This window comes from Flavobacterium sp. AC105 (assembly GCF_979258495.1).
In genome coordinates this window covers 2,229,281-2,246,077 of sequence record NZ_OZ409860.1, presented here as the reverse complement: position 1 = coordinate 2,246,077, position 16,797 = coordinate 2,229,281, and the positions used below count along the sequence as shown (strand labels likewise).

Here is a 16,797-nt window from a genome sequence, read left to right as displayed (position 1 = left end):
TCAAGGTTTAAAAAGGGTATCTGTATTTTTAGATACCCTTTTTTGTATTTCTATATCGTTCTCGAGGTATACATTTGCCTTATGAAATTTAAAAAAGCAAAATTCGTATTGCTGCAAATTCTGTTTGTAGCACTAATAATAGGAATGAGTTTATTGCTTTTTTATTTTCTCTGATATTAATCAAATCTAAAGCCCGTATTATCGCAATCTGATTTTAGAAAAAATGATTATTGACAAAAGAAGATTAGAATTTTGATCCAAAGAAAGATTTTTTATTTCCCCTTCCCAGGAACTGAGTTAGCAATAAATCCTAATTTAGCATAAAACAACCTGGTTATTAAACAGTAGATTAATTAGTAAGTATGAATAAAGTTAGTTTCATTTCTTTAATTCTGGGGTTTGCACTGCTGGCAGCGTGCAAATCCGGAATTAATTCTCAAACAAAAGTTACAGTAAACACAGAAAATCTCTTAAAGGAGAGATACAAAATGCTGCTCGATTATCCGGTTGACTCAAAACTGGTACCACGCAGTATAACGATCAAAACCGATGTAATTAAAAAAGTCCCGTCAACTGACTGGACCAGCGGATTCTTTGCCGGAAACTTATGGCAATTGTACCAATTGACAGGTGATGAAGCTTATAAAAAACAAGCCGAAAAATGGACGCCTTTTAGTGAAAAAGAAAGTATGAACCGTACTTCTCACGATGTTGGATTCAAAGTGTTTTGCAGTTTTGGACAAGCACTAAAAGTCGAAAACAAACAAGAATATAAAGATGTTATCCTTAAAGGAGCCGAAACTTTGTGCACTCGCTTTAATGACAAAGTGGGCGCGATAAGATCCTGGGATTTTAATAAGCAAGCTTGGGATTATCCCGTAATCATTGACAATATGATGAATTTGGAGCTGCTTTTTGAAGCGTCTAAATTATCAGGAAATAAAAAGTATCAGGAAATTGCGATCCAGCATGCCAATGCTACTTTAAAAAATCAGTTTAGAGCAGATAATAGCTGTTATCATGTTATTGATTATGACCCAACTTCAGGAGCTGTAAGAAAGAAAACGACACTTCAGGGTTATAATGACGATTCGGTTTGGGCGCGCGGACAAAGCTGGGCGGTTTATGGTTTTACGATGTCGTACAGGTATACGAAAGATCCAGCTTATTTAAAACAAGCCGAAGCGACTGCAAAATTCTTTATGACGAATAAAAACTTACCGGAAGACGGAATTCCGTATTGGGATTTTAAAGATCCTGCGATTCCAAATGCCTCTCGTGATGCTTCTGCAGCAGCGATTATGGCTTCGGGTTTATATGAACTTTATGGGTATACCAATAATAAAAGTTATTTGGCTTTCGCCGATAAAATAATGACTTCTTTAAGTTCTGAAAAATATATTTTAAGCAGCGACATAAAAGCGCCTTTTATACTAAATCACAGTACCGGAAACTGGCCAAAACACGATGAAATTGACGAACCTATTGTTTATGCCGATTATTATTTTCTGGAAGCATTATTAAGAAAAAAGTAACAAAGTAACAAAGGTTCCGAGTTGCAAAGTGACAAAGGTTTAGAGCCTTTGAACCTGAGAGCTTTGCGCCTTTGAACCTATAAAAAAAGCAATGAAAAAACGACCATACCACTATAACAACACATTTTATACTTTTGCGCTTTTGTTTTTTTTTCAAATTTGTCTGAGCAGCATTTTTGCTCAGACAAAAATGAATATTAATCACGATTGGCTTTATTTAGAAAATAATACTTCAAGCCTTAACGATGCAAAAAAAGCCACTAACTGGACTTCTTTAAATTTACCTCACACCTGGAATGCAGAAGATGCAACCGATTTAAATCCGGGTTACAGACGTGATGCAAGCTGGTATCAAAAGCAATTAAATATTCCGAAAATAGATAAAAACCAACGCTATTCTTTATATTTTGAAGGATCAAATATAACGACAAAAGTGTATGTAAACGGTCAAGATGTCGGCGGACATATTGGCGGCTATATTGGTTTTACAATCGACATTACAAACTTGATCAACGAAGGAAACAATGACATTTTTGTTCGTGTAGACAATAGTTATGATATTGAAATTATTCCGTCGCAAAAGAGTGATTTCTTTATTTATGGCGGAATCACAAGAGATGTCTGGCTGGTATCGCAATATAAAAACCACATTGATAATTTGAAAATTTCAACTCCGGAAGTTTCTGCTAAAAAAGCTTCGGTTAAAATTATATCTTCAATTGTAAATCCGGAAAATGCAAAGGATTTATCCTTAACAGTGATTCTTAAAAACCCGAAAGGAAAAAAAGTAGCCAGCAAAACGATTTTAGTTTCGGATAAAACCCCAAATATTACTTTCGAAAATATTAAAAATCCTGAACTTTGGAATACCGAAAAACCTAATTTATATTCGGTTACGGCTATTTTATCGGAGAAAAACCAAATAAAAGACAGTATTACTGAAAAAACAGGTTTTAGATGGTTTGAATTTAAAGATCACGGACCTTTCTTTCTAAACGGAAAAAGATTGCTGCTTCGCGGTACGCACAGACACGAAGAACAAGCCGGTGTTGGCGCTGCAATGAGCAATGCACAACATCGTGCCGATATGGAATCTATCAAAAATATGGGCGCTAATTTTGTCCGTTTGGCGCATTATCCGCAAGATCCAGAAATCTACAAAGCCTGTGATGAACTTGGAATTTTGGTTTGGGATGAATTGCCGTGGTGCCGCGGCGGAATTGGTGATGAACTTTGGCAGACGAATACTAAAAATATGCTGGCTGAAATCATCAATCAAAACTACAATCATCCCAGTATTATTATTTGGTCGCTTGGAAATGAAATGAACTGGCTTCCTGATTTTCCTGATGGAGATAATACAGAAAAAACCAATGTTTTTTTGACAGAATTAAACAACATCGCCCACAAAATGGACCCAAGTCGGAAAACGGCAATTAGAAAATATTATGAAGGTTCGAAAATTGTCGATGTCTTCTCCCCTTCTATTTGGTCTGGCTGGTATTCAGGAAGTTATAAAAGCTACCAGAAAGCGATTGATGTTTATAAAAAAGAATATAAACATTTTATTCATGCTGAATATGGCGGTGACAGTCATGTCGGGCGTCACAGCGAAAACCCAATTACAGGCGAAAATGTTATAAAAGCCGAAGGTTGGGAAGAAGCAATTGTACAAACTAAAGTGGCAAATATTGCACAAATTGGCGATTGGAGTGAAAACTACATCGTCGATTTATTCGATTGGCATTTGCATATATCCGAGAATGACCCTGATTTTGTGGGAAATGTTCAGTGGGCGTTTAAGGATTTTGCAACGCCATTACGTCCGGAAGATGATATTCCGTACATGAATCAAAAAGGTTTGGTGGATCGAAACGGAAACCCTAAGGATGCGTATTATGTTTTTAAAAGTTATTGGGGCAAAGAACCGTTTACTTACATAGAATCGCACACCTGGACGGAGCGTCAGGGACCCGAAAATACGCCAAGAACAATTAGCGTTTTCAGTAATTGTGAGAAGGTTACACTTTATCATGAAGGAAAATCTCTTGGAGAAAAACGAAGAAATCTTTCTCTATATCCCGCAAATGGTTTAACTTGGGACGTGAATTTTATAAAAGGTGATAATATCCTGGTTGCAATTGGTAAATCGAAAGAGGGAAAAACGGTTTCGGATACTTTAAAAGTAAACTATCGTTTCAACAAAAATGATACGGCAACTTCATTACAATTATCATCACAAAAATTAAAAAACGGCAATTATCTAGTAACGGCTATTGCAATTGACAATAACAATTTGCGTTGTCTGGATTATGAAGACAGTGTTTATTTTCAGTGTTTGAAAGGTGGAAAAACCATGAAAAATCAAGGAACTCCAACCGGAAGTGAATCGATTAAAATGGCAAACGGAAAGGCATCTATTGAAGTTGTTCCGGATGGTTCCGGTATTCCGATTGAAATGACAGCTTTGAACCAGAATTTTAAAGGTGAATATTTAAAAATAATGCCACAAAGTCGCTAAGGCACAAAGTTTTTTTGATCATAGATTATTATTTCACGCAGATTTAAAAAGATTTAAGCAGATTTATTTACAACTAATTTTGATTAAAAAAAAATCTGCTTAAATCTGCATAATCTGCGTAAAAAAAAGGACGGATTAAAATCCATCCCTACAATATAAGCCGAAGGCTCTTTACAAAAGTTCCGTAGGAACGATTTATATTGTAGCCAGGGATTTTAATCCCTGGAAATGTAGAAATCGACAAAAATTGGCGATTTTGTATACGGAAATTCTTGCGATGGACAGATTAAAATCCATCCCTACAATATAATCGAGCCGAAGGCTCTTTACAAAAGTTCCGAAGGAACGATTTATTTTGTAGCCAGGGATTTTAATCCCTGGAAATATAGAAAACCGATAAAGATTGGCGATTTTGCATGAGGAATTTCTTGCGATGGATGGATTAAAATCCATCCCTACAATATAAGCCGAAGGCTCTTTACAAAAGTTCCGTAGGAACGATTTATATTGTAGCCAGGGATTTTAATCCTTGGAAATATAGAAAACCGACAAAGATTGGCGATTTTGTATATGGAAATTCTAGTGCGATTTCTCCTGCGTCGAAATGACAAAATGAGAATAAATCTGCATAAAAACATAAAACAAATACAATTTTACTAATGAAAAAACTAATAACCACACTACTTTTAACCGTATCCTTTTTTGGATTTGCACAAAATCAAAGCTTAATTTCAAATGTTCCAAACCGACATACTACTTCTTTAAACGGTGTTTGGAATTATATTGTTGATCCTTACGAAACAGGATATTACAGTTTTCATCACGATGAATATGATAAACAGGCAAAACCATCAAGCGCGGCTTATTTCAATAATTATCATGCGGTAAACAAGCAGGAATTAGTTGAATATGATTTTGATAAATCTCCAAAAATAAATATTCCCGGAGATTGGACTTCTCAGGTTCCGGAACTTAAATATTATGAAGGAAATGTTTGGTTCAAAAAATCGTTTGATTATGATTTAAAAGCCGGAAAACGTCTTTTTGTTTATTTGGGCGCTATCAATTATAAAGCTGATGTTTATTTAAACGGAAAAAAACTTGGAACTCATATTGGCGGTTTTACGCCTTTTAATTATGAAGTTACATCGATTGTAAAACCAAAAGACAATTATCTGGTTATTAAAGTGGATAACATCAGACACAAAGAAGATGTTCCGACAATTAACACGGATTGGTGGAATTATGGCGGAATTACACGTGATGTTACTTTAATTGAAGAGAATGAGTCTTTTGTTGAGGATTATAACATTCAGCTTAAAAAAGGAAATTCAGCTTTAATTTCGGGTTTTGTTAAGGTTAATAATGTAGTTGATTCACAAAATGCCGTGACGATTTCTATTCCTGAATTAAAAATCAATTATAAAGGAAAAGTTGACGCTGACGGAATGGTAAACTTCGAAATTCCGGCTAAAAAAATCTCTTATTGGTCGCCTGAAAATCCTAAATTATATGATGTAACAATTGATTTTAACGGAGAAAAATTAAAAGACAATATTGGTTTCAGAACGATTGAAACTCAGGAAGACAAAATTTTATTAAACGGAAAACCTATCTTTTTACGCGGAATTTCGATTCATGAAGAAAATGCAAAAGGCGGACGTGCTAATTCGGAAGAAGATGCTTTGCGCTTGTTAAACTGGGCTAAAGAACTGGGTTGCAATTATGTTCGTCTGGCACATTATCCGCATAACGAAAACATCGTTAGAGCGGCTGATAAAATGGGATTGATGGTTTGGGAAGAAATACCGGTTTACTGGACGATAGAATTTACAAGAGAAGCTACTTATCAAAATGCTCAGGATCAATTAACAGCAGCCATTACAAGAGATAAAAACAGGGCTTGTATTATTATCTGGTCAATGGCAAATGAAACGCCAATATCTGATGCCAGAATCGCTTTTATCAAAAAGTTAGCAGATCATACGAGATCTTTAGATAATACAAGATTAATCAGTGCGGCTTTATTAACGCAAAGCGACAGCGCCGGTTTTGGAACGATCAACGATGCAATTGGTGATTATTTAGATATTATTGCATTCAACCAATATTTAGGCTGGTACGGCGGAAATCTTGAAGATGCTGAAAAAATATCATGGAAAACCAAATACAACAAACCTGTTATAGTTTCGGAATTTGGCGGAGGTGCAAAAGCAGGATTACACGGAGAAAAAAATGAACGCTGGACAGAAGAATTTCAGGAATACTTATACATTCAGAACTTAAAGATGATTGAGAAAATTCCTCATTTAAGCGGTACAAGTCCTTGGATATTAGTTGATTTCAGATCTCCAAGAAGACTTCTTCCGGGAATTCAGGACGAATATAACCGAAAAGGACTGATCTCAAACGACGGTCAGAAAAAGAAAGCATTCTATATCATGCAGGATTGGTATGCTAAAAAGAAAAAAGAATACTAATTTGTATGATTTCTGTTTAGGATTCTCTTACTTTGTGTAAAACTATTATAAACTATTATAACTATGAAAAATTTTAATTTACTGATTCTTATCTTATTGATTGGATTCTCAGTTAATGCACAAGAGGTTAAGTTTGCGCCTTTGGATGCGAGTCCGGCTGACATTGCCTATTTCCCAAATAAATCAGTTAAATTCAAAAAAACGGATAATCCTGCACCGGCGATTAAGGTTACGTATTCAAGACCTTCTGTAAAAGGACGTACCATTTTTGGTGATTTAATTAAATTTGGTGAGGTTTGGCGCGTTGGTGCTAACGAAAATACTGAAATTAAATTTTACAAACCGGTTTCTATTGGCGGCGTAAATATTCCTGCAGGAACTTATAGTTTATTTGCTATTCCTGAAAAAGACAAATGGACGATTATCATCAATAAAGAACTTGATATGTGGGGCGCTTATGCATACGACGAAAGTAAAGATATTGCAAAAGTAAGTGTTCCTGTTAAACCAATATCAAATGTAGTTGAGGCTTTATCAATTGCTTTTACAACTCAGGGTTCTGTAACAAATTTGGTAATTGGCTGGGATAAAACAACCGTTGAAGTTCCTATTACAATCAAATAATTGTTACCATTAAAACATATCTAAAGAGACACTTAATTGAAAAATTAGTGTCTCTTTTTTTATGACCTTTAGTAGTCATTAATACCATAACCAATACCTAACCAAAAACCAAAAGAATGAAAAAAACCACTTTACTTCTACTGTTTTTATTGACTATTTGTTTCGGATATTCCCAGGAAAAATTTAAGATTACTTACGAACAATTAAAAGAGTATGAAGGCCTTTATGAATATCAGAACAATACGACTTTACAAATAGCGGCTTCACCAAAAGACACTATTTTATATGCCATTATCAACGAAAGCAAATATCCTTTAAAACCTTCTGAAAAAGACGTTTTTCTTAATATGTCTAAAGAAAAAGTAACCTTTTTAAGAGATAAAACTTCACTTATAAACGGATATACTTCTGATGAAAAAACGTTTAAGCTGATTAGCAAAAAAGTCGTTTTTCCAAAAGAAATGTGGTATGCGAGACTTAATGCAAAAGATTTTAAATATACTTACATACAACCTAAAAAAGATCTTGATGGTTTAGTAACCGGACCCATCGAAAATACCGGATTAAATAAAGTATTATTGGATGAAATGATGCGAAAAATTGTTGATGGAACATATCAAAACGTACATAGTGTTTTGATTATTAAAGATGGAAAACTCGTGTTTGAAGAGTATTTTTATGACAATAACAAAGCCAAATTACACGAACTTCGATCGGCTACAAAAAGCTTTGTTTCGGCACTTACCGGAATAGCGATTGATAAAGGGCTTATTAAAAGCAAATCTGAAACGGTACTTTCATTTTTCCCGGATTATACTTTTAAAAACCTTACGGATGATAAAAAGCAGATTACAATTGAAAACCTTTTGACGAATCAAAGCGGACTTGATTGTGATGTTAGTAATCCAAAATCAGAAGGAAACGAGACCACAATGAATAATTCTGACGACTGGATTCAATTTACATTGGATTTACCAATGATCGATGTTCCCGGCGGAAGAGGAATGTATTGTTCCGGAAACCCAATAACAATGGGTAAAATTATCGAAAGAGCAACAAAAATGACTTTGCCGGAATTTGCGAAACAAACTCTTTTTAAAGATATTGGCATTACAAATTTTAAATGGAATTTTAAACCTGATAAATCAAGTGCCGAAACTTTTTGCCAGATATACTTAAATTCGAGAGATATGGCGAAATTTGGTTTGCTTTATCTGAATAAAGGTGTCTGGAACGGTAAACAAGTCGTTTCTAAAGATTGGGTTACCGAATCGCTTACCAAACATTCTGTGGTACAAGGCGTAAATTACGGTTATTTATGGTGGATTAAATACCTGAATGTAGATGAAGTTCGCTTTAACGGAAAAGCTGCTCAGGGAAACGGCGGTCAGAAAATTTATATTTGGGAAGATCAAAATATGGTCACAGTTATCACTGGCGGAAATTATAATTCGCAATCACCAAGTGATGAGTTGATTCAGAAATATATTTTACCTGCTTTTAAGAAATGATAATTTGATAATGTGCCAATTTGATAATTAGATAATTTTAAAATACCCTAAGAAAGGCTGTCAAAAATTGACAGCTTTTTTATGCGAAATAATTTATAACAAGATTCTATTATCATATACAAATAACAACAAAAGTAAGCTTTTACACATAAAAGTGGTAATTATATAACATTTAAATAAAATTATATAAATATCATATAATCCATACTTATATATTTAGGCTTATATAATAATTCTTTCTAAAGCAATGTTCCACATTACAGATTAATTATTTTTTTATTATTGCGAAAATTTATAACCAAAACCATGTTGAAAAATGGTGCGGTATCATTACAAAACATGGATATAATTATTACAATCAAGTAAAAGAAACTTTTTTTGTGTCCCCCAAATAACAAAAGAAGCTTTCCTTCAATTGCACGCTAATAATTATAGTTTTGCTTTTTGATATTTGCATCATTTTTTTATTGCACTCACCTCTTCTTAAATAATCACTTTTTTTTACCTGTATTTACGATATGGGAATTATGTAAAACATGATTATAAATATATAAATTGACTTTTCTTCCTATAATTATTTTTGACTTGTTAAATAGATTTTAAGAAAAAGGGAATATTCTTGTAATCAAGGTTTTAATTTATCTTTTTTTGACAAATGTCTCTCATACGGACAACCAATTAAAACTAGAAATGATGCAATGTAATAACTAAATATATAATTTTATAAACTGGACAGTAATTGAAAGAACTACTCTTTATATAGCCAAGTAATAACGTAGCATTCCTTTAGTTTGTGTCTCATTAATTGTAAGTTTAGTTAATGACATCCTGCATCATTTTTTGTTTTAATTAAAAAACACTATTAAGAAAATTAGAAGAAATAAAAATCCCTTTAAAAAATCTGAACCAGACTTTTTAAAGGGATTTTTTATACTTAATTGTATAATTATGCTGTTGCTACAGAAGGTTCTATGATTTTATCAAGTGTAATTGGTAAATCTCTCACACGTATTCCTGTTGCATTAAAAACGGCATTTGCAATTGCGGGCGCCATTCCTACCAGCGCAGTTTCTCCAAGTCCTTTTGTTCCCATTGGGTTGCTGACAGGATCTTTTTTATTGACAAAAAATACTTCTTGTTTTTCTATATCGGCATTCACCGGAACATGATAATCTGCAAAATTATTATTTATCGGACGACCAAAACGGTGATCAATTTCTAAAGATTCCATTAATCCCATTCCGATTCCGCCAACTGCGCCACCAAACATTTGTCCGGCCGAAGTTTTTTGGTTGATTACGGCTCCAATATCAGCACAGGAAACGACATGCGCCAATCTGATTTTTCCGAGATTTGGATTAATCAATACTTTTACAAAATGTACAGAGAACGAATAAATAGAATATTTTTTAGCTTCTTCTGATGCTTTTGATTCGTTTTCTACCGCGAGTTCTTCTAATTTATTGGTGTTTAATAATGTGACTACAGAAACACTTTTCGAACTGTCTTTTTTAGAGGTAATTATTCCTTTGGCAAAATCCAGATCTTCGATTGGTATATTCTTGAAAGTATCTGTTTTACCGGCCAATTCAATCGCTTTTTTTATCAATAACTGGCAAGAATCATTAACCGCAGATCCTACTGACGAAGTTGTTGCAGAACCACCCTGAGTCGGTCCTTTTGCAAGACCGCTTTTTCCCATCTGAATCACAACATTTTCTGTTGGTAATCCCGTTACATCGGCTCCAATCGCAGTCATCATCGTTGCTGTTCCGGGTCCCATATCGTTTACACTGCATTGCAAAACTAAAGTTCCGTCAGGCAAAAATTTTGCTTTTACAGAAGTAGGACTTCTATAACAGCCAAAAGTTCCAGTTCCCATTCCGTAACCCACTAACCATTCGCCTTCACGAACAGATCCTGGTTTATTTTTACGATTTTTCCAGCCAATGCGTTCCATTCCGCCTTCGTAACATTCTAATAGATATTTGCTGCTCCAGGGTTTATTTTGTTCTAAATCTTTTTCGGCATAATTAAGTTTTCGAAACTCAATTGGATCCATATTTAATTTATGCGCCAATTCGTCCATCGCACTTTCTAATGCAAATGAACCCGTTGCTTCTCCCGGACCACGCATCCAGATTGGCGTACAGGTATCTAACGGAACAATTCGATATCGGGTTGAAACATTGGCACAATCATAAATGAATCGGGACATGTTTACGGTTCCTTCCATAAAATCTTCATAACTTGACGTCATAGCAACTGCTTCGTGCGTTAATCCTGTAAGTTTACCTTCTTTGGTTGCGCCAAGACCCATTTTCTGGATCGTATACGGACGAAAACCAACATTAGTAAACATTTGTTCTCTATGAAGGACCAATTTTACCGGACGATTTAATTTTTTAGCGCCAATAAGTGCTGCAATTTCATACGGCCAGGTATGCAATCCCATCCCGAAAGCGCCTCCAACATATTCTGAATTTACAGATACATCCGTTGCAGGAATTCCAAATACTTCTGCCACACTTTTACGAGTTCCTTCTACACCTTGGCTTTTAGTAAAAAGTGTTGGTTTATTTCCGTCCCATTTGGCGATAATATTCGCTAATTCCATTGGGCTATGAACTTCTGTAGGAATGATATATTCTTCTTCCAGAACAACTTCTGCATTTTTATAACCGTCTTCAACGCCACGATGATAATCGTTTCCTTTATCGCCTTCTTTTTTCTTTTCTTTATCTTTTGCCTTATTAAGATCTGTTACATGTTCTTCTTTTAAATATTCGGCTTTAATAAGGCTCTTTGCGTATTGCAAACGCTCAAAAGTATCAGCGATTACAAGCGCAATTGGCTGATCGTAATAAAGAATAGTATCGTCTTTGAAAATCTGAAGCGGCTGACCAAAATTATGTTTATCTTTTGCTTTTTGATATCCAGCCGGTTTATCTACATTAAGATGCGTAATTACGGCCAAAACTCCCGGTGCCCATTCAGCTTTTTTAGTATCAATACTTTTGATTCTGCCCTTTGCAATTGTACTTCCTACCAAAGCTGCATAAACCACGCCCGGCGTTTTATACTCGGCTGAATACGTTGCTGAACCTGTGACTTTGGCAAATCCGTCAACTCTGTTTATATTACTTGTCTTGCTCATAATTCAGGTTATTTAGATGCTGCTATAATTAATGCTTCGGTGATGGCATTGGGTCCCAGTGTCAATTTAAAATCATTGTCGCCGTAACCTCTTGCGCCATGCATGGCTAAATCTGCTGCTTGTTTGAATATCGTTTCAGAAACTGTTTTTCCTTTTAAAAATTCTTCGGCTTCTGTCAATCGCCACGGTTTATGTGCCACGCCGCCCATAGCAAGCCTTGCATCGTTAATCGTATTATTTTGAATATCTAAACCAACGGCAACAGAAATTAATGCAAATGCATAACTCGTTCTGTCCCGAACTTTTAGATAATGAACATTTTTAGTGAAATTATTATCCGGAATCTCAACTGAAGTAATGAGTTCCTTATTTTCGAGTGTATTGTCTTTTTCAGGCGTATTTCCCGGAAGGCGATGAAAATCAGTGAATTTAATTTCTCTCTTTCCTTTTGGGCCTTCAACCAAAACTGTTGCGTCTAATGCAGCCAGTGCCACACACATATCGCTTGGATGAACGGCGATACAACTATCTGAAGCGCCAAAAATGGCATGCATTCTATTTGAACCTCCAATTGCACCGCATCCGCTTTTAGGCTCGCGTTTGTTGCAAGGCATATCGGTATTATAAAAATAGGAACAACGGGTACGCTGCAGCATATTTCCGCCAACGGTTGCCATGTGCCTGATTTGTTGTGATGCTCCTGCTGCCAAGGCCAAGGCCAGCAATGGGTATTTTTCTTTGATGGATTTATCTTCTGCAACCTGACTGTTTTTTGCCAAAGCTCCAATAGAAACTTTTCCCGTAAGGAATTCAATTTGTTTTAAATCCAAAGCTGTAATATCGACCAGTTTATCCGGCGCTACGACATTCTTTTTCATCAAATCAACAAGATTTGTCCCACCGGCAATATACATGGCCGAAGTTTCTTTAGCAATACTTTTTACTGCAGAACCTGATGATAATGCCCTTATTAATTGAAAGTTTTTCATGACAGCATCCCTCCTTCCTTAACTTCTGTAATGGCGTCTACAATATTATGGTATGCGCCACATCTACAGATATTTCCGCTCATATATTCCCTGATTTCTTCTCTGCTGTTTGCGTGTCCTTCTTTGATACAGGCAATCCCCGACATGATTTGTCCGGGCGTGCAATATCCGCATTGAAAACCATCATTTTTGATGAAGGCTTCCTGCATTGGATGCAGTTTTTTTCCTTTGGATAATCCTTCGATTGTCGTTATTTGTGCATTTTGCTGCATCGATGCCAATGACAAACAAGACAATATTCTGGTTCCGTTTACATGAACTGTACAAGCTCCGCATTGTCCGTGATCACATCCTTTTTTTGTACCTGTAAGCAATAATTGCTCTCGTAATAAATCAAGCAATGTTGTTCGTGGTTCTATATTTAGATTGTGTTTGGTGCCGTTAACTTCAATCGACAACGGAACAGTCTCTAAATATTCTGCTATTTTTTCATCCCACTTATTTTCTGAAGCCAATACCAATGAAGGCGGCGCCAGTGCAAAAGCGGTTAAAATACTTGATTTCTTTAAGAAGTTACGACGTGAAGAATTAGAATCATCTTCTATCGTTTTATTGTCGATTTTATTTTTAGCCATGCGTACAATTTTTTAATATTAGTAAATCTCACTTATATTACCTTAACAAATTTAACAATCCTGTTGGATAAAAGCTTATAAAATTCACACAACGTCTTCTTTTTTCGGAATTTAGATTCTTTATAAAATACATTTAATTTCCAAAATTGTATTTTTACAGGATTAAGCACTTAAATATGCCTCAAAAGCAAAACATTTATCTCGATAATAATGCCACTACCCGACTTGACGGGCGCGTACTGGATGCAATGCTTCCTTATTTTACGGAATCTTATGCCAATGCAGGCAGCAACCATTTAGCAGGATTGACCGTTAATGAAGCTGTAGAAAATGCCACTTGGCATATAGCCGATTTAATTGGTGCGAATGAAGACGAAATTACCTTTACTTCGGGCGCAACAGAATCTATTAATTTAGCTATTAAAGGTTTAATTAATCAGGATAAAAAGCATATTGTAACAATTGCTACTGAACATAAAGCTGTCCTGAATACTTGTAAATTTATGGAAACGATTGGTTTTGAAATTTCTTATTTGCCTGTAGGTTCTGATGGTATTTTAAATCTTAATCTTTTAAACGAATCAATTACAGATAAAACACTGATTGTCATTGTAATGATGGTCAATAATGAAATTGGTGTCATTCAGAATATTCAGGAAATTTCGGAGATTATTCACGCGAAAAATGCTTTATTTTTATGTGATGCTACTCAGGCGGTTGGAAAGATTCTGATAGATGTAAAAACACTTGGGATAGATCTTTTGCCTATTTCGGCGCATAAGTTTTATGGACCTAAAGGCATTGGTGCTTTGTATGTTTCGGCGAAAGCCAAAATTAAATTAATTCCGCAATTTCATGGCGGTGACCAACAGCGTAAATTACGCAGCGGAACGTTAAATGTTCCCGGAATTGTGGGCTTGGGAAAAGCTGCTGAAATCGCAAAAACTGAAATGGAAACGGACCAACAAAGAATTACCAAATTAAGAGATCAATTAGAAAATGGATTATTAAAAATTGAAGGTTCTTTTGTAAATGGTTCTATACAAAACAGGATTTATAATACTACGAATATTTGTTTTCCGGGCGTAAACTCCGAAAAGTTAATTCTTGCTTTGCAGCATATTGCTGTTTCTAGTGGTTCGTCTTGTTCTGCTGTAACTTCTGAACCTTCGCATGTATTAAAAGCTTTGGGATTATCGGATGAAAATGCTTTGGGTTCGATTCGTTTTAGTTTAGGAAGATTTACTACCTCAACGGAAATTGAGGAATCCATCGAAAGGGTTTTTGCCTTGGTTTTACAGCTTAGATCTTAGTTTTTTTTTGCCATGAAGCGCTAAGATTTTTTTAATCTCGCAAAGGCGCAGAGGCGCAAAGTTTTACTATAAAATAATACCTGGATTTGTCATTTCGACAGAGGAGAAATCGCACTCGTAAATCGACAAGGATTGGCGAAATTCTTTACGGAGTTTCTAGTGCGATTTCTCTCTACGTTCGAAATGACAAACAATAATGACAATAGCTTAAAAAATCTTTGCGCATTAGCGCCTTCGTGGCAAAAAACTAAATTCCAGACATTAGTTTATTATAATCTTCTTCTGTATCTATATCAATATTTCCTTTTTCGAATGCGATTGAAACGGTATCTTCTAAGAATCTGTTTATTATTTTTTTTGCGCCTTGTCGTCCTTTTAATTCTAATAAATGGTTATAATATTTTTCATCAAAAAGTGCTGGCGTTCCTAAGGTTCCTGCGTATGAAGAAGCGATTATTCCTTTGCCGGTTGTGTTGTATTCGTTTACTAAATTTTCAAAAACAGAACTGGTTACAAAAGGCTGGTCGCAAACTGCCAGGATGCATTTTTTTGTTTCGGGAGATAAAAGCAGTAATTCATTTATTCCTGCAATTATTGAAGATGATATTCCCGATTCCCAATCCGGATTGAAACTAATATGTGTTTTAGAAGATTTCAGTTCTTTTTCTATTGCTTCATAATTTGATCCCGTAACTACAATAATCATGGAATTTGGTATTAAAGAAGCTTCGGCAATTGTATTTTTTAAAAGCGTACTATTTTTAAACGGCAATAATTGTTTGGGCTGACCAAGTCTGAAAGAATTTCCTGCTGCGAGAATAATGATACCTGTTTTTTCCATGTTATCACATTTTGCATTATACGATTTGAGTAATCTTATGAATTTTTCCTGTTTTATATTTTAGAGAAGTTCCCGAATTACCATTCATTACGGCTTTAATTTCGGCTATTATCGAAAGTGCAATTTCTTCTGATGTTTCGGCGCCAATATCAAGTCCTACAGGTCCGTAGATTTGATTAAGATTTTCTTCGGTAACTTTTATTTCTTCATTATGCATTTCATCAAGCATACGATTGAGTTTTGTTTTTGGTCCCAAAATGCCTATATAATTACAATTGGTATTTAAAAGCAGTTTTAAAACTTCAAGATCATATTTGTAATTATGTGTCATTAAGACAAAATAAGTCTGCGGATCTATAGTTGTATTTTCTACTAATTCATCGGGTTTTGCAACCAGTACTTTTTTTGCTTCTGGAAATCGTTTTGCTGTTGCATGTGTTGCGCGGCCATCAGCAATCGTAACTTCCCAGCCTAATATTGCTGCCATTTTTACCAAGGGCTGAATATCGTTTCCTGCTCCTGCAATTATAAGTGAAACGGGTGGATTTATGTATTCTATTAATATTTCGTTTTGGCTGTTTTCGTCTATTTTTTTTACAATGGAAATTTTACTTTTTATAACCTGTTTTGCATCTGCAAGAATTTCTAATGCATTATTATTACTGTATAAAAATGGTGCATTTTCCCGGTAAAAAAGTATGGTTCCAATTTGTTGAGTTTGTTTTTTTAATGAAAACAGGGTTCCAATTACGGCTTCTTTTCTTTTTAATTCTAATTGCTGTAAAAGCTGGATTGGGTTATTTCCTGCATTATCATCAATGTATTCAAAAAGAATATGAACGATACCGTTGCAGCCTAATTGTAAGCCTATTTCGGTATCATCTTCATTGCTGGTATTATACGTAATGAGTTTGTTTTGCTGTTGATTTATAGATAATAACGCTCTTCGCAATGCGTCGCCTTCTAAACATCCTCCGCTAATTGCTCCGGTCAATAAGCCATCTTCTGTAACGAGCATACGTGCTCCGGGCTGTCTGTATGATGAACCTTCGACTTTTACGACCGTTGCAAGCGCGGTCTTTTTTCCCGCTGTTTTTGCTTCTGAATATGCTTTTAGAATTTCACTTATTTCTTTCATGAGAATAATACTTCTTAACAAAAATAGATAATTATTCTTTGGATAAGAATTGA

Annotated in this window: 11 protein-coding genes; 6 read left to right on the top strand and 5 right to left on the bottom strand. The window is 35.1% G+C overall.

The genetic code is table 11. The annotated features are described in order from the left end of the window. Window positions 1-362: 362 nt before the first annotated feature. From ACZ0AH_RS09685 to ACZ0AH_RS09665, 5 genes are all read left to right on the top strand, one after another. Window positions 363-1,535, top strand: a complete 1,173-nt coding sequence (locus tag ACZ0AH_RS09685; RefSeq protein ID WP_463475592.1) for a glycoside hydrolase family 88 protein — start codon at window positions 363-365, stop codon at window positions 1,533-1,535. Between the two features lie 190 nt (window positions 1,536-1,725). Then, window positions 1,726-4,056 (top strand): glycoside hydrolase family 2 protein, encoded by a 2,331-nt coding sequence (locus tag ACZ0AH_RS09680; RefSeq protein ID WP_463475591.1) that lies wholly within the window; start codon window positions 1,726-1,728, stop codon window positions 4,054-4,056. Between the two features lie 659 nt (window positions 4,057-4,715). After that, window positions 4,716-6,536 (top strand): glycoside hydrolase family 2 protein, encoded by a 1,821-nt coding sequence (locus ACZ0AH_RS09675; protein WP_463475590.1) that lies wholly within the window; start codon window positions 4,716-4,718, stop codon window positions 6,534-6,536. 63 nt (window positions 6,537-6,599) lie between these two features. Beyond that, window positions 6,600-7,160 carry a DUF2911 domain-containing protein gene (locus tag ACZ0AH_RS09670; protein WP_463475589.1) on the top strand — a complete coding sequence of 187 codons (561 nt, stop codon included), beginning with the start codon at window positions 6,600-6,602 and terminating at the stop codon, window positions 7,158-7,160. Between the two features lie 116 nt (window positions 7,161-7,276). Next, on the top strand, window positions 7,277-8,671 hold the full coding sequence (locus ACZ0AH_RS09665) for a serine hydrolase domain-containing protein (RefSeq protein WP_463475588.1): 1,395 nt from the start codon (window positions 7,277-7,279) through the stop codon (window positions 8,669-8,671). Between the two features lie 946 nt (window positions 8,672-9,617). Here ACZ0AH_RS09665 and ACZ0AH_RS09660 read toward each other — a convergent pair. From ACZ0AH_RS09660 to ACZ0AH_RS09650, 3 genes are read right to left on the bottom strand one after another with little or no spacing between them, the layout of a single operon-like run. Beyond that, the gene (locus ACZ0AH_RS09660) at window positions 9,618-11,828 is read right to left on the bottom strand and encodes a xanthine dehydrogenase family protein molybdopterin-binding subunit (RefSeq protein WP_463475587.1); all 2,211 of its coding nucleotides are present in this window, start codon (window positions 11,826-11,828) and stop codon (window positions 9,618-9,620) included. An 8-nt stretch (window positions 11,829-11,836) separates the two neighbouring features. Beyond that, window positions 11,837-12,817 (bottom strand): FAD binding domain-containing protein, encoded by a 981-nt coding sequence (locus tag ACZ0AH_RS09655; protein ID WP_463475586.1) that lies wholly within the window; start codon window positions 12,815-12,817, stop codon window positions 11,837-11,839. Beyond that, window positions 12,814-13,452 (bottom strand): (2Fe-2S)-binding protein, encoded by a 639-nt coding sequence (locus ACZ0AH_RS09650; protein WP_463475585.1) that lies wholly within the window; start codon window positions 13,450-13,452, stop codon window positions 12,814-12,816. Before ACZ0AH_RS09650 ends, ACZ0AH_RS09655 begins: the two co-directional genes overlap by 4 nt. A 176-nt stretch (window positions 13,453-13,628) precedes the next feature. Between ACZ0AH_RS09650 and ACZ0AH_RS09645 the strand changes: the two genes are divergently transcribed. After that, window positions 13,629-14,765: a cysteine desulfurase family protein gene (locus ACZ0AH_RS09645; protein ID WP_463475584.1), complete on the top strand. Its 1,137-nt coding sequence runs from the start codon at window positions 13,629-13,631 to the stop codon at window positions 14,763-14,765. Between the two features lie 247 nt (window positions 14,766-15,012). Here ACZ0AH_RS09645 and ACZ0AH_RS09640 read toward each other — a convergent pair whose 3' ends face one another. Then, window positions 15,013-15,606 carry a nucleotidyltransferase family protein gene (locus tag ACZ0AH_RS09640; protein ID WP_463475583.1) on the bottom strand — a complete coding sequence of 198 codons (594 nt, stop codon included), beginning with the start codon at window positions 15,604-15,606 and terminating at the stop codon, window positions 15,013-15,015. Window positions 15,607-15,622: 16 nt separating this feature from the next. Further along, window positions 15,623-16,744 carry an XdhC family protein gene (locus ACZ0AH_RS09635; RefSeq protein ID WP_463475582.1) on the bottom strand — a complete coding sequence of 374 codons (1,122 nt, stop codon included), beginning with the start codon at window positions 16,742-16,744 and terminating at the stop codon, window positions 15,623-15,625. Between the last annotated feature and the right edge of the window lie 53 nt (window positions 16,745-16,797).

Coding starts and splice junctions, on each gene's coding strand:
- ACZ0AH_RS09680 (WP_463475591.1), top strand. CDS start 1,726: ATGAATATTAATCACGATTGGCTTTATTTAGAAAATAATACTTCAAGC.
- ACZ0AH_RS09685 (WP_463475592.1), top strand. CDS start 363: ATGAATAAAGTTAGTTTCATTTCTTTAATTCTGGGGTTTGCACTGCTG.
- ACZ0AH_RS09675 (WP_463475590.1), top strand. CDS start 4,716: ATGAAAAAACTAATAACCACACTACTTTTAACCGTATCCTTTTTTGGA.
- ACZ0AH_RS09665 (WP_463475588.1), top strand. CDS start 7,277: ATGAAAAAAACCACTTTACTTCTACTGTTTTTATTGACTATTTGTTTC.
- ACZ0AH_RS09670 (WP_463475589.1), top strand. CDS start 6,600: ATGAAAAATTTTAATTTACTGATTCTTATCTTATTGATTGGATTCTCA.
- ACZ0AH_RS09650 (WP_463475585.1), bottom strand. CDS start 13,452: ATGGCTAAAAATAAAATCGACAATAAAACGATAGAAGATGATTCTAAT.
- ACZ0AH_RS09645 (WP_463475584.1), top strand. CDS start 13,629: ATGCCTCAAAAGCAAAACATTTATCTCGATAATAATGCCACTACCCGA.
- ACZ0AH_RS09660 (WP_463475587.1), bottom strand. CDS start 11,828: ATGAGCAAGACAAGTAATATAAACAGAGTTGACGGATTTGCCAAAGTC.
- ACZ0AH_RS09635 (WP_463475582.1), bottom strand. CDS start 16,744: ATGAAAGAAATAAGTGAAATTCTAAAAGCATATTCAGAAGCAAAAACA.
- ACZ0AH_RS09640 (WP_463475583.1), bottom strand. CDS start 15,606: ATGGAAAAAACAGGTATCATTATTCTCGCAGCAGGAAATTCTTTCAGA.
- ACZ0AH_RS09655 (WP_463475586.1), bottom strand. CDS start 12,817: ATGAAAAACTTTCAATTAATAAGGGCATTATCATCAGGTTCTGCAGTA.